Below are 13,664 nucleotides of genomic sequence, written 5' to 3'. Positions count from 1 at the left end.
GCCGGGCACTGAGGGCCGGGCCAGCCTGTTACATGACGGTGACACAACGCCAACAACGCATGCGGGCCACACGTCGTCTTTTGATGTGAGACCCACACCAACGGTATTTGTCTCACCATTGCGTGAAATCAGAGCTCCTCGAAAGGAACACTCATGATCATCACCAAGCGGCACTCCCTGCGCATCGCTGCCGTCAGCACGCTCGCCGCCGCAACCGTCGCCCTGGCAGGTACCGCCGCGATGGCCGACTCCTCGCCCGCGCCCAGCGCGACCGTCGCGCAGCAGACCGTCGCCGCGAAGGCCACCATCACCGCGAAGCCGTCGGTGAGCTCCGTGAAGGCCTGGCAGCTCTTCCGCGTGACGGGCACCACGACCGGCCTCAAGGCGGGCTCCAAGGTGACCCTGCAGCAGAAGCAGGGCGCCAAGTGGGTCACCCTGCCCGCCTCTGCGCCCGTCAACCGCAACGGCAGCTACTCGCTGCGCGTCGAGCTCGGCATCAAGGGCAAGAACCAGCTGCGCATCGTCAGCGGGAGCACGGCCTCCCCGGTCTTCTACGTGACCGTGCGCTGACCGGCGGGCCTCCCGTCCGGCAGTGCCCCGGCGCCCCCGTGGGCTCCGGGGCACTGTCACGTTCACCGCACGCGGCGAACACCGAGCGGCGGTTGTCACCGCACGGGCCGAGCCGCTCGCCCGGACCCGGCGCTCGGCTACGCCACCGGACCGGCCCGCCGCCCTGCCCGCCGGTCCATCGCCAGCCAGACGCGGTCCCGGGTCACGGGCATCTCGGTGAAACGGATGCCGGTGGCGTCGTGCAGCGCGTTGGCGAAGGCGGGGGCCACCGGGTTGAAGGGGCTCTCGCTCATCGACTTGGCTCCGAGCGGGCCGATCGCGTCGGTCGTCTCCATGAAGTGGACCTCGGTCCGTGGTACATCGGCGTACTGCGGGAGGCGATAGCGCCGGAACGCCGCCGTGGTTACTTCACCGCGCTCGTCGAGCCGTACGGTCTCGAAGAGCGTGGCGCCCAACGCCTGGGCGACACCGCCCTCGATCTGCCCCCGGCACTGCAGAGGGTTCATGACCTTGCCGGCGTCGGCCGCGTGGACGCTGCGCAGGATCTTCATCTCGCCCGTGTCCGGGTCGACGGCGATCCGGAACCACTGGGCGTTGAAAGCCACGGAACGCGGGCTGCCGCCCCAGTGGCCCTCCGCCGTGGTCTCGTGCTGCGCCCCCTGGGCGCGGGCCGCCTCGTGGAGTTCCTTCAGCGTGACGGTGCGGCCGGCGCAGTCGAACGCCTCCGCGCCGAGCGTGCACAGGTGGCGGGCCACTCCGGTGTACCGGGCCGCGAAGGTCTTCAGGCGCCCGGCCAGGGCCTCCGCGGCCAGCAGGACCGCCTTGCCGGCCACGACCGTACCGGCCGAGCCGAAGGCCCCGGTGTCGTGGCGGACGACGTCGGTGTCGGACTGGCGGATGGCGATCCGGTCCACCGTGGTGTCGAGGGCGCCCGCGGTGATCTGCTTGTGGACGGTGGTGGTGCCGTTGCCGAACTCCGCCGTGCCGACGGCGATGTCGTACGTCCCGTCGGCGAGGAGGCTGACCGTCGCGTCGGCGTAGTGGCCGCCGGGCGGGCCGGTCGCGATCATCGCCATGGCCGTGCCCTGGCCGGTGAGCCACCCCTCCGGTACGTCGTCGGCGCTCCGGTCGTCCGCGATGGCCTGGCGGACGATCGACAGACACTGGGCGAGGCCGTACGAGGCGATGTGCAGGTCCTCCTCCTCGCCGATCGGACTGGCCATGTGATCGCCGGGGCCGATGATGTTCTTCTCCCGGAAGGCGAGCGGGTCCATGTCCAGGCGGCGGGCCAGCTCGTCCATGGCGGACTCGACGGCGAAGGTGACCTGGCCCAGGCCGTAGCCACGGAAGGCGCCCGCGGGAACGCCGTTGGTGTAGACGGAGTACGCGTCGACCTTCTTGTGCGGGGCCCGGTAGACGGCGAAGGACTCGCCGACGCTGTGGAACATCACGGCAGGGCCGTGGTTGCCGTACGCGCCGGTGTTGGAGACCACGCGCATCTGGATCGCGGTCAGCGTGCCGTCCGCACGGGCGCCCAGTTTGATGCGGATCGTGAACGGATGGCGGGTGGTGGCACCGTAGAACTGCTCGGCACGCGTGTATTCGAGCTTGACCGGACGGCGCAGCTTGAGCGCGGCGAGCACGACGATGTCCTCGGTCAGCATCTCCTGTTTGCCGCCGAAGCCGCCGCCCACCCGGCCCGCGACCACCCGGACCTCGTCCTCCGGAAGGCCGTAGAGCGCGCACAGCGCGCGCCGGGTCAGGAACGGGGTCTGCGTGCTGGAGCGCACGGTGAGCCGCTCGCCGGCGCCGTCGGCGCTGTCGTCCTTCGGCTCGAAGTAGGCGACGCAGCCGTGGGTTTCGAGGCTGGCGTGCTGGACGCGCTGTGTACGGAAGGTCTCCTCGTGGACGACCGCGGCTTCCGCGAATCCGTCGTCGACGCAGCCGATCTCGCCGTGCACCTCACCGGCCACGTTGTTCTCGACGCGGGCGATCCGCGCCTCCGGCCCCTTGCCGGCGTGGATGACGGGCGCGCCGGTGCGCATGGCCTCCTCGGGATCGGTGACGAACGGCAGCTCCTGGTAGGTCACTTCGATCCGTCGGCAGCCCTCTTCGGCCGCCTGCTCGCTCGTCGCGACGACGGCGGCGACGCGCTGGCCGATGTAGCGGACGGTGTCGTCCAGGACCCGGGTGTCGTCGGGGTCCGCGGTGGGGTGCTCGTGCCGGGCACTGGAGTACAGCGTGGCGGGGGCGTCCTCGTGGGTGAGGACGGCGTGGACGCCGGGGACGCGGAGGGCGGCGGAGGTGTCGATGGCCAGGATGCGGGCGTGCGGGTGCGGGGAGCGCAGCAGCTTCATGTGGAGGAGGCCGGGGACCTCGACGTCGAAGGTGTACCGGGCGGTGCCCGTCACGACCTGGGGTCCGGCCGGGGCGCCGAGGCTCTTGCCCACCGCCTGCCCGGCGCAGGGGCGTTCGGTGTGTTTCACCCCGCGGACGGCGTCCTCGATGGCGCGATATCCGGTGCAGCGGCAGATGTTGCCCTTGAAGGCCCGAGGGAGGTCGTCCAGTTTGCCGTCGTCGTGGGCGCACCCCTTCTCCTGTTCGAGGGCGGCCGTGGTCATCAGGAACCCCGCGGTGCAGAACCCGCACTGGAAGCCCTGGGCGTCCAGGAACTTCTGCTGAACGGGGTGGAGTTCGCCGTCCTTCCCGGCCAGGCCCTCCACGGTGGTGACCGACCGGCCCTGTGCCCGTACGGCCGGATAGAGACAGCTGTGGACCGGCTCGCCGTCCACATGGACCGTGCAGGCGCCGCAGTCTCCGGCGTCGCAGCCCTTCTTCACGCCGAACCAGCCGCGCTCGCGCAGATACGTACGCAGACACTGGCCGGGACGGGGCTCGGCTGCGAAGGGCTGGTCGTTGACCTGGATGTGGAAGCTCATCGCGCACCGTCCCGGGTGAGTTCGTGACGGACCTGCTCGGCGAGGTGGAAGGCCATGTGCCGCCGCCACTCGGGCAGCCCGTGGATGTCGTCGAACCAGTCGGCGTCGCCCACGGCCGACGTGATCGCCGCACGCAACTCGGCCCGGTCCGGCGGCAGGGCGAACCAGAGGCGGAACGGCCGTCGGGTCGCGGCCGTGAGGGTCACGGCCAGCGAACCGTCCACCGGATCCAGCGTCCCGATGACGAGGGCGCCGGAACGCCCGAGACCGTAGAGCGACGCCTGCCGGAAAGCCGTACGGCACCGCAGCGAGCGGGCGGGGATCGTCACCGAGCGCAGCAACTCGCCCTCCGCCAGGTCCTTGCGGCCGGCTCCGGTGACGAAGCCGGTGGTCCTCACCTGCCGGACCGATCCGTCCTGGGCCTGGAGCAGGCACTCGCCGTCGAGGGCCGCGGTGAGGGAGATCATCGGGCCGGCGGGCAGGGCGTTGCAGAGGTTCCCGCCGACGGTCGCCATGTTCCAGATCTTGAACGAGGCGAGGAAGGCCCGGCAGCACTGCTCGATGAGGGGGGCGGCCGTCGCATCGAGCGTCCGCCCGAACCGGGACAGCTGCGCGATCGTGCACGTGGCTGCGATCTCCACCGAGTGGTCGGGCAGCGTCCGGAGCGGCTCCCAGCCCGTCCGGCTCAGGTCCACCAACCGCCGCAGATGCGGCTGGGGTTCGGAGAAGAGGTACGTTCCGCCACCGAGCCAGGCGTCGCCCGGACGCCAGGGCTCGTGACCGCGTGCGTCCCGGATGTCGAGAACCGTGTTCAGATCCATGTCTCCACCGCCGTCGGCTGCTGCTTGCCTGCTCAGTGAAGCGGGACCGGAGGCCGAAAACGACTGGTGCGCAACACGGAAAATCTCCAGCCCGGCCGACCCCGTCCTGGTGGATCAACCAAGAGGATTCTCCTTCTTGTCCCTTGCATTTACGATGGCCCGACTCGCGTCCACCTCGTGGATGTGAGAAGCCGGAGCACTGTCCGGTGGCCGTACAAGGAGTCAGCGCATGCACGTCGGAGACCTCCTCCAGATCGAGGGGCTCGATCTCACCCTCGTCTGGGGTGGCGAGAATCTGCTCAGCCAGGTGATCAGCGGCGTGACCGCGACCGACCTGGAGGATCCCGCCCGTTTTCTCCAGCCCGGAGAGATCGTGCTCAGCGGTCTGGTGTGGTGGAACGAAGCGCACGGCCGGGTGAGGACCGAGCGCTTCGTCTCCGCACTGGCGGAGGCCGGAGCCACCGCGCTGCTCGCCGGGGAGGAGACCCACGGCGCCGTTCCCGTCGACATCGTCAACTCCTGCCGTGAGCACGGCATCGCGCTGCTGGCCGTGCCGGCGCGCACCAGCTTCCGGGCCGTCACCGACGTCGTGTACCGGCGCCAGTGGGGCGACCTCAGCCGCCGCCCGGCGGACCACTTCGCCCTGCCGGAGAACGTACGCAGCGATCTCGGCCGCCTCGTCGATCTCGGCACCGACGCCGGTGAGATCCTCGGGCGGGCGCTCGCCCCGTTCGGTACGCCGCCGTGCTACGTGCTCACCAGCACCGGGCGCACGATCGCCCGCACCGCGTCGGCCCCCGAGCTGACGGCGGCGCGGGCCGTGGAGAACCTGCGCAGCCTCACCGGCGAAACGCTGCGGGTCCAGGCCGAGACCACCCCGTACGACGCCTGGTACCTCCATGTGCCGGAGGCCGGCGGGGCGCCTCCCCGGGCCCTGCACGAGACAGCCGAGGTCATCGGCCAGTACCGCCACCATCACCATCGCAGGCACTCGGGCCGGCGCCGGACCGGGCAGGACCTGGTCGCCCTCGTCAGCAGGGGGGACGCCGGTACCGGAGCTCTGGCGAACGCCCTTGAATCCTGCGGGCCGCTGGCCCGGGGACCCTGGCGGGTGGTGGTCACGACCACCGGCGGGCGGCTCGCGGGCAGTGGCGCCGAGGAGGCGCTCGGAGAGGCACTTCAGCACCTCCCTTCCCCGGTCTTCGCGGTCGGCACCACGCCGGACGCGGAAGCCGTCGCCGTCGTACGGAGTGACGTCGAGAGCGCCCTCTCGCTGGGCGAGCCCTGGTCCCTGCTGCACGGCTGTCGGCCCGAGACTCCCCTGTACGCCGGCGTCAGCGCCGTCACCACGGAGCCCACCGGACTCCACGCCGCCCTCACCCAGGCCCGTTACGCGCTGGCGGCGGCACGGCAGAGCTCCCCGACGACCGGGCGCGTGACCAGCGTCGAGGAACTCTCCTCGCTGGAGTCACTCCTGGCCGGCATCCCCGCCGACGTCCGGGCGATCTTCAGCGGCACGACCCTCGGGCCGCTCGCGCGGAGCGACACGGCCTCGCACCACATGCTGCTGCACACCCTGGAGGTCTTCCTCGCGCACAACTGCTCCTGGGCCCGCACCGCCGAAGCCCTGCATCTGCACGTCAACACCGTCCACTACCGCATCGAACGCGTCCAGGCCCTCACGGGACGGGATCTCGCCCGCCTCGACCACAAGCTGGACCTGCGCGCCGCGCTGCTGTGCCGCTGAGACGGCACCGAGATGCCACTGGGACAGCGCAGGTTCAAGGAGTGTCGATGTGCACGTTGGTCGACTTCACCCGCGCGGTGACGGTGACACCGACCTCGATGCCGAGTTCCTCGACGGACTCCCGCGTCACGAGCGAGACGATCCGGTGCGGTCCGGACTGGATCTCGACCTGCGCGGCGACGTCGTCGAGCGCCACCCGCGTCACGATCCCCGGGAAGGCGTTCCGTACCGAAGTGGCCACGGCGCTCTCCGGCAGCGCGTGCATGCCCTGCGCCCGCTCCTTCGCGAAGGCCGCCAGGCTCACCCCGTCGATCGCACGGTTTCCCGGCCCTTCCCTGTCCATGCGCAGGCGTCCGGAGTCGGCCCACCTCCGGACGGTCTCCGAACTCACGCCCAGCAGCCTCGCTGCCTGCCCAATGCTGTACGACGGCACACAGCGCACTCTAGTGCCGTTCCCGGCAAGCTCTGCCCTGCCGTCGAACTGCCCTCTGCCGCACGGCGTTCTCCACGTCGGCGCGGGAACCGGATCCTACGAAGGCGCCGCCCATGCGGTCACCACGGTCGAACCGTCCGCGTCCATGCGTCCCCGGCGCCCCGCCTTCAGAGCCGCCCGCTCGACTCCTGCCACTCCTGTGCGTACTCGTTGAAGATCGACCTCAGGTGGTGGCCGATCTTCAGGTAGTCCAGGTCGTCCAGGTTGGCCAGCGACACCCGGACCGACCACTCCGGTCCGTCGAAGCCGCCGCCGTTGAGCAGGACCACGGAGGTCTGCGCGGCCAGCCGGAACAGCGGGTCGACCGGTTCGTAGGCGGCTTCGAGGTACTCGGCGAACGGTTTGCCGTGGATGCGCTCCGCCTCCGCGAGCAGATCGAGTTCGATGTAGTAGCCGGCTCGTTTCGGATCCTCGGAGATCTTCATGTGCGCGCCCTCCAGCAGGAGTTGCAGCCGCTGCTGGACGATCGCGCGGATCCGTTCCTTGTAGGCCTGCCCCTCGTCGAGCATGTCGAAGAGCGAGAAGAGCGCCATCATCACCTGCTGCGGCAGGGAGAGTCCGGCGGTGTGGTTCAGCGCCACCTGGCGGGAGTCGGCGACCAGCCGGTCGATGAACCTGATCTTCTCCGGTTCCAGGGACAGCGTCCCGTACCGCCTGTTCAGCGCGGCCTTCTCCTGCGGGCCGAGTTCCGCCAGCATCGTGTCGATGACGTTGTCGTCGTGCAGCCCGATGACGCCGAGCCGCCACCCGGTGGCCCCGTAGTGCTTGGAGTACGAGTACACGAGCAGCGTGTTGCGTGGCAGATCGGCGGCCAGTGAGCGGAAGCCTTCCACGAACGTGCCGTACACATCGTCCGTGACGACGATCAGCTCCGGGTTCGGCCCGTCGACGATGGAGACGATCTGTTCGGTGACCTTCGGGGAGAGCGCCAGCGAGGGTGGATTGCTCGGGTTGACGCAGCAGACCAGCCTGACCGCCGGGTCGGCGAGCTTCGCGATCTCCTCGGGCGGGTAGCGCCACTGGCGGACCCCCGTCTCCGCGAAGAGACTCGCCTCGATCCGCACCACGTCGAATCCGTACGTGTCCAGCTCGGGGATCTCCACGTACGGCGTGAAGACCGGCACCATCAGGGCGATCCGGTCCCCCTTCTTCAGGATGCCGTTCTTCATCAGCGAGTCGAAGATGTAGCACATCGCCGCGGTCCCGCCTTCGGTGGCGAACAGGCTGAGCCGCTGCCCCGCCGGCGGGCGCCCGTCGAAGATCTCGTCTGCGAGGTAGCCGCGCACGATCTCCTCGGTGTGGTGCAGGATGCGGTCCGGCACCGGGTAGTTGTCGCCGATCGACGAGTCCGTCATCTCATGGACGAAGGCGTCGGGTTCGAAGCCGAAGCGCTCGACCGCCAGGTCGAAGCTCGCCTTGAGCAGCTCGATGCCGGGCAGTTCGGGGTGCGTACGCACGAAGGATGCGAAGCGGCGCGCGCATCCGCTCTCCTCCGGCATCCCGCCGAGGTTGTCGGCGGTCCACACCCGGCGGGACTCGGCGAGCGAGAAGTAGCCGAGGGCGTGGAAGGCCTCGCGGGGGCCGGTGGCCACCCAGTTGGGGTTGCCGCGTCCCGCGTTGAGCATGGCCCGGGTGGTCTTGCCCTTCTGGCCGGGCTTGTCGCTCTGCGCGGACCGGGCGATCTCGATGAACTTGTCCTTCAGCTCGAACGGGCTGAGCCGGGCGAACGACTTGATCTCCGCACGGCTGAAGCTGCTCTGGGTCATCGGTTGGTCCGCTCCTGAAATTCGTGGGGTACCGGTGGTCGGGGATGACGGGCAGCCGGGTCAGCTGCCCAGGACGCCGACGAGAATCGGGCCGGTGAGGGGCAGCAGGAAGTTCGAGAGGGTGTACGTGATCGTGTAGCCGAGGAGCGGTACGGAACTCTGCGCCACCTGGGTGATCGAGGTGATGGCCGGGGTGGAGCACTGCTGCCCGGCGATGGCGCCGATCAGCAGCGGCTTCTCGATGTGCAGCAGCTTGCGGCCGACGATCAGTGAGATCGTCGCGGGGACCAGCACCATGGCGATGCCCGCGAAGGGCAGCAGCGCCCCGTACTGCTTGAGCAAGGGCCAGGCCTGCGGACCGGCGGAGAGTCCCGTGCAGGCGATGAAGACGGCGAGGCCGAGGTCCTTGAGCAGGGTCGCGGCCTGTGGTGGGAAGGCGCCGAACGTCGGCCTGCGGGAGCGGAACCAGCCGAAGACCAGCCCGGAGATGAGACAGCCGCCACCGGTGCCGAGAGACATCGGGATGTCACCGGCGCGGATGACGATCTGGCCGAGGAGCGAGCCCACCACGATGCCCAGGCCGAGGTAGATGTAGTCGGTGGTGTCGTTCTTGACGACCGCGCCGACCCTGGCGACCAGCTTGTTCAGCCCGCCACGCGCACCGACGAGGGTGAGGACGTCACCGCGTTGTACGACGGTGTCGGCGGAGGCCGGCAGATGCTGGTCGTTGCGCAGCACGTCGGTGATGTACACCCCGTCCTCGCGGAACTCCGGGTGCGTCTGCTCCACCCGGTCGATGGTCATGCCGTGGGTGGCCTTCTCGGTGACCGCCACCTGCTGCATGGCAAGCGGGGTGTCGAGTCCGGGAACGGCGGGGGTCTCCGGGCCGATCTCGCGGCCCGCAGCGATGACGGCGGAGCGGCGGCCGACGATCTGTACGAGGTCGCTGAGCACCAGCTTCAGGCCTGGGGTGGGGGTGAGCAGTCTGCTGCCGCGTTTGATGCCTTCCACCGTGATCTGCCCGCCGCGGGCGGCTCGCAGTTCGCCGACGGTACTGCCGTCCGCCACGGTGACGAGGTAGGTACGGCCGACGGTGCCGGGCAGCGCCTCCCGTTCGTCGGACTGCAGACCGGAGGTACCACCCCGCAACTTCTCCCACAGCTCGCGGGAGGCGTCGGCCAGGTTGATGCGCAGCAGCATCGGCATGATCTGGCTGGTGAAGAGCACGATGGTGATCAGGCCGAAGAGGTAGCAGACCGTGTACGCGGTGGCGACGTGGCCCTGGTACCGGGAGACCTGGTCGGCGGTCAGCCCGCTCAGCTTGGCGATGGACTCGGTGGCGGTACCGACGACGGCCGACTCGGTGGCGGCGCCCGCCAGGATGCCGGAGGCCGTACCGACGTCGAGGTCGAAGCCCTTCGCCAGGCCGTAGGCGATGCCGAGGACACAGACCAGTTCGATCACGCACAGGGCGAAGAACCGCAGGCTCTTGCGGTTCAGGTTGGAGAAGAACTGCGGCCCCGCCATGTATCCCAGCGAGAAGATGAAGAGCGAGAAGAACACCGTCTTCACGTCGTCGTCGACGGTGACATGACGGGTGCCGAGCAGCAGCGAGACGATCAGTACGCCGCAGATGCCGCCGAGGGTGATCGGGCCGATGCGTAGCTTCCCCACCAGATATCCGGCGGCGACGCAGAGGAACAGGGCGAGTTCGGGATGGTCGCGGATCGTGCCCATCCGGCCTCACCCGCCCAACTGATCAGAGACCGATAATTCACGCATAAGGGGCAAATTAACAGAGCAGACAGAACGTGACCTCCCGACGTCCGAGCGCGGAGAGCCGAGCGCGGACAGCCGAGCGCCGGTCAGGAATCGGGTCCTGGTCTGACGGCCGCCGCGCTCCCCCGCAGCCGGCGGGTCACGGCGACAAGTCGGGGATGCCGCTCGCGCACGGCATCGGTCCGGCTGTTCAGTTCCTCGATGAGACGCTCGGTGCGTTTGTCGACATCGAGTTCGTCCAGGATCCGGTCCACTTCGGCCAGCAGCGCGCCGTGCAGCTGCCACTGCCGGGGGTGCCTCTGCACGTTCTCCAGAAGAAGATCAGCGACCCGGTCCCGGGTGGCCCGGCCCTCGGCCAGCGCCGCGAACAGCCGCGTCTCGGCCTCCTCGGCGCTGGCCGCGACCGGCGTGGTGACCAGGACGGCGAAGCTCTCGATGGCGTCGGCCAGGTCCCCCATCAGTACTTCGAGGCCGGACGTGACATCCGCGGGGAAGAGCAGTTCGTCGGTGCGCGCCTTCGACAGGTCCGTCATGGTCCGGGTCAGCACCCGCAGCACCACGGCGCAGATCTCCAGGGTGTCCAGGCCGGTGCGCAGTACGACCCGGGACAACAACCCCTGGCGTACCCGGGGGTTGAGCAGCAGACTCTCCTCGGCCTGCCGCAAGGACGCGTCCACCTCGGCGATGTCGTGGTCGAGGCGGCGGGCCTCGTGCAGTCGCCGGGCGGCCCGCGCGACGGGGACCGGGGCGTCGATCTCGGCACCGACGGCCCGCAGCATCCGGCCCATGTCGCCCGCCAGGCCCTGGATCGACGTACCTGCGGACTGGACCCAGACGGGCGGTGCGAACAGCAGGTTGAACAGCAGCCCCACGCCCGCGCCGATCAGCGTCTCCAGGATCCGGTCCCAGGCCGTGTCGGCCACCTGGGAGACGCCCAGCACCAGCATGGCGCTGATCGCGACCTCGGGGACGAACTCGTCCACCCGGACCAGCCGTCCCACGATCAGCGCGGTGAAGATCGTCAGCCCGAGGCTCCACCAGGTCAGCCCCACCAGGGTGCTGAAGCCGATAGCGATGAGCACCCCCACCACCACGGAGTTCACCCGCTTCATCCCGGTGGTGAGCGTCGCGTAGAGCGTGACCTGGACGACCAGCAGGGCGGTCAGCGGCGCGGTGAGCGGTGCCTGTTGCGGCAGCAGCAGGAGCGCGACCACGTACGCGATGACCGCGGCGGCGGTGGACCGGAGGGTCTGTGCCGCGACGGGTTCGGTGGTACGCCGGACCAGTTTGACCACGGGTGCGGATACATCGGGCATTTCACAGCCCTTCCCGGTCCGGAGGCCCGGCACTCCGGCGGCGGTCGCGCCGATCACGTCGACCGGCACGGCTACCCCGGCCGCCCCGGCCGCCCCGGCCGCTCCCGCCGCTCCCGCCACGGGTTCCTGCGGGGGCCCGCTCACCCATGCGCGTTCGCCCGTTCGACGACCGCAGCCGCGGCCTTCCGGTCGAGGGCGACCCGCACCAGCGCCGCTGCGAACCGGGGCAGTTCCTCGGCCCCGACCAGCCGGGCCAGCCCCCGCGGCTCGTCCGGCAGGCCCACGGCCGCCGCTCCCTGAAGGGCCTTCACGTCCAGCAGGGGCGCGACTTCGGGCCACACCCCCTGCACCTCCCGCAGGAAGATGTTCACGCCGGTGGGACCGAGGCCGGGCACGTCCCGCAGCAGCGTGCGCAGCCGGCCGAGGTCCCCGTCCGCCCGCTCCCGCATACCCCGCACGTCCCCGCCGTACGTGTCCGTCAGCAACTGCGCGCCGTCGCCGAGCTGTGTGGCGGTGCGCTCGTCGTAGCGGCGGTAGCCGCCGCGGCCGAGGGCGTCCACCCGCTCCTGCCACGACGCCGCGCGCATCCTGCGGGCGTCACGCAGCCCCGCCTCGCTCAGGGACCGGGCCGTCGCGACGGCGACGCCGCTGCGGATCCGGGCGCTCAGCAGGCACGCGAGGACCAGGAGTTGGTACAGCGGCTGAGGGGTGTCACGCAGCCGGATGCCCGCCTCCGCGGCGAACGTACGGCCGTGTTCGTCGAGCAGTACCCGGGTGATCTCTCCTCGGGTGGCCATGGGTGCTTCCTCTCGGGAGGACGGGGCGGGAGGCCGGGCGCGAGGCCGGGCCGTGGGCCACCGCACGGGACGTACGGCAGGAGCGGAACGAGCCGTGTGCCGGGCGTCAGCGCGCCGCTGTCATACGGGCGAAGACGACGACGTTCCCGGCGTACCCGGTCTTCTCCGCGTACGCGCCGCCACAGGTGATGACCCGGAGTTCGGGCCTGCCGGTGTCGGCGTGGACCCGTCCGGCGGGGAAGCCGTCCTTCGTGAACACGCTGATGCGGTAGATGTCGAACACGGCGGTACGGCCGTCCGTCCGCAACACCTCGATGCGCAGCCCCGGCCTGAGGGCGCCCAGGTTGAAGAACACCCCCGGCCCCGTCCGGTTGTCCACGTGCCCGACGACGACCGCGGTACCGCTCTGCCCCGGCGAGACCGAACCGGTGTACCAGCCCGCCAGGTTCCTGCTCGCCGGAGGCGGCGCGTCTATCCAGCCCTGCGGGTCCCTCCCCACGTCGGCGACCGGGGCGTCGACCTGGATGGCCGGGACACGGATGCGCTGGACCCGGGCGGCCGGCAGCGCCCGTACCGGGGGGAACGTCGGGTTGCCGGTGAGCCCGGCGGCGGCCGAAGCGGAGGAGGGTTGCGGTGGACCGCCGGTCTGCGCACCGTGGCGTACCAGCGCGAGACCGGTGACCAGGGCGAGCGCCACGGCTCCCCACCAGGAGCGGCCGGACCGGGCACAGTCGCCGGTCACGCTCATCGCGTACCGCCTGGCACCGCGGTGAACAGCTTCCCGCTCCCGGTCAGGAGTTGGCGCGGGAGGCGCGACGGCGCAGGTGGATCACGCCGCCGAGGGCCGCGGCGATCAGTACGCCGCCCGCTGCCAGTTCCATGGTGTTCATCCCGGTGATCGATCCGCCGAGACCGGCCCTGACACCCTTGGAGGGGCTGGAGATCGTGAGGGGGGTGGTGCCCGTCTCGCCTTTGCACTCGAACGTCACGTCGTACTGGGCGCCGACCCTGGCGTCCGGATCGACCCTGGCGGTGGCGGAGTGGCCTTCTTCGAGCGTGACGGTGTCGAAGACCCCCGACGAAGCGGTGACGCTGGGCACTTCGCAGCCGTTGGCGCTGAGGGTGACCGTGCCGCCCGGGGCGACGGATGCGGGCGAGACGCTGAATCCGAAGGACGTGATGTTTCCGTTGTCGCCCGCCATGGCTGCCGGGGCGGTCAGAGATATGACGACGGCGCTCAGCAGGGCGGCGGACCCGACACTCGTCAAACGCATGGGTGTACCTCCGGGCACAGGAATGCATGTGCGGCAATTGCCGACGCTCAGCAGGAAATGCACCCCATTGGCGAGCAACGCTAGGCCGGGAGTGATCACCGTGCGAGCCCGGCCACCCGAACGGGTAAGCCGGTTGCGCTGGACGGTCCAGCCGTCCGCCGC

General features: G+C 70.3%; 11 protein-coding genes. 2 read left to right on the top strand and 9 right to left on the bottom strand.

Annotated elements, in window-relative coordinates; all coding sequences use genetic code 11:
- Nucleotides 1-153 precede the first annotated feature (153 nt).
- Nucleotides 154-570 (top strand): hypothetical protein, encoded by a 417-nt coding sequence (locus tag OG709_RS29700; protein WP_250305940.1) that lies wholly within the window; start codon nt 154-156, stop codon nt 568-570.
- 137 nt (nt 571-707) lie between these two features.
- Here OG709_RS29700 and OG709_RS29695 read toward each other — a convergent pair whose 3' ends face one another.
- Nucleotides 708-3,509, bottom strand: a complete 2,802-nt coding sequence (locus OG709_RS29695) for a molybdopterin-dependent oxidoreductase (RefSeq protein WP_329168258.1) — start codon at nt 3,507-3,509, stop codon at nt 708-710.
- Entirely contained in the window at nt 3,506-4,330 is an 825-nt protein-coding gene (locus tag OG709_RS29690; RefSeq protein WP_326693743.1) for an FAD binding domain-containing protein, read from the bottom strand. Before OG709_RS29690 ends, OG709_RS29695 begins: the two co-directional genes overlap by 4 nt.
- A gap of 229 nt (nt 4,331-4,559) precedes the next feature.
- Here OG709_RS29690 and OG709_RS29685 point away from each other — a divergent pair, with 229 nt between their 5' ends.
- The gene (locus OG709_RS29685; protein ID WP_329168256.1) at nt 4,560-6,077 is read left to right on the top strand and encodes a PucR family transcriptional regulator; all 1,518 of its coding nucleotides are present in this window, start codon (nt 4,560-4,562) and stop codon (nt 6,075-6,077) included.
- A gap of 34 nt (nt 6,078-6,111) precedes the next feature.
- On the opposite strand, the gene OG709_RS29680 is transcribed toward OG709_RS29685, so the two are convergent.
- The 7 genes from OG709_RS29680 to OG709_RS29650 form a co-directional block, all read right to left on the bottom strand.
- Complete coding sequence (locus OG709_RS29680; protein ID WP_250305931.1) at nt 6,112-6,510, bottom strand: TOBE domain-containing protein; 399 nt, start codon at nt 6,508-6,510, stop codon at nt 6,112-6,114.
- Between the two features lie 167 nt (nt 6,511-6,677).
- Nucleotides 6,678-8,336 (bottom strand): bifunctional aspartate transaminase/aspartate 4-decarboxylase, encoded by a 1,659-nt coding sequence (locus OG709_RS29675; protein WP_250305929.1) that lies wholly within the window; start codon nt 8,334-8,336, stop codon nt 6,678-6,680.
- A gap of 60 nt (nt 8,337-8,396) precedes the next feature.
- Nucleotides 8,397-10,073, bottom strand: a complete 1,677-nt coding sequence (gene aspT, locus OG709_RS29670) for an aspartate-alanine antiporter (protein WP_250305927.1) — start codon at nt 10,071-10,073, stop codon at nt 8,397-8,399.
- A gap of 128 nt (nt 10,074-10,201) precedes the next feature.
- A complete protein-coding gene (locus OG709_RS29665; protein ID WP_250305924.1) occupies nt 10,202-11,431 on the bottom strand; it encodes an FUSC family protein in 1,230 nt (409 codons plus the stop codon).
- 140 nt (nt 11,432-11,571) lie between these two features.
- Nucleotides 11,572-12,228 (bottom strand): endonuclease, encoded by a 657-nt coding sequence (locus tag OG709_RS29660; RefSeq protein WP_250305922.1) that lies wholly within the window; start codon nt 12,226-12,228, stop codon nt 11,572-11,574.
- A gap of 106 nt (nt 12,229-12,334) precedes the next feature.
- Entirely contained in the window at nt 12,335-12,976 is a 642-nt protein-coding gene (locus tag OG709_RS29655; RefSeq protein WP_329168254.1) for a class F sortase, read from the bottom strand.
- Nucleotides 12,977-13,019: 43 nt separating this feature from the next.
- Nucleotides 13,020-13,502 carry a hypothetical protein gene (locus OG709_RS29650; protein ID WP_250305918.1) on the bottom strand — a complete coding sequence of 161 codons (483 nt, stop codon included), beginning with the start codon at nt 13,500-13,502 and terminating at the stop codon, nt 13,020-13,022.
- Between the last annotated feature and the right edge of the window lie 162 nt (nt 13,503-13,664).

The organism is Streptomyces sp. NBC_01267 (genome assembly GCF_036241575.1).
GTDB lineage: Bacteria > Actinomycetota > Actinomycetes > Streptomycetales > Streptomycetaceae > Streptomyces.
The sequence above is the reverse complement of the archived record's forward strand: the minus strand, read 5'-3'. Positions and strand labels throughout refer to the sequence as shown.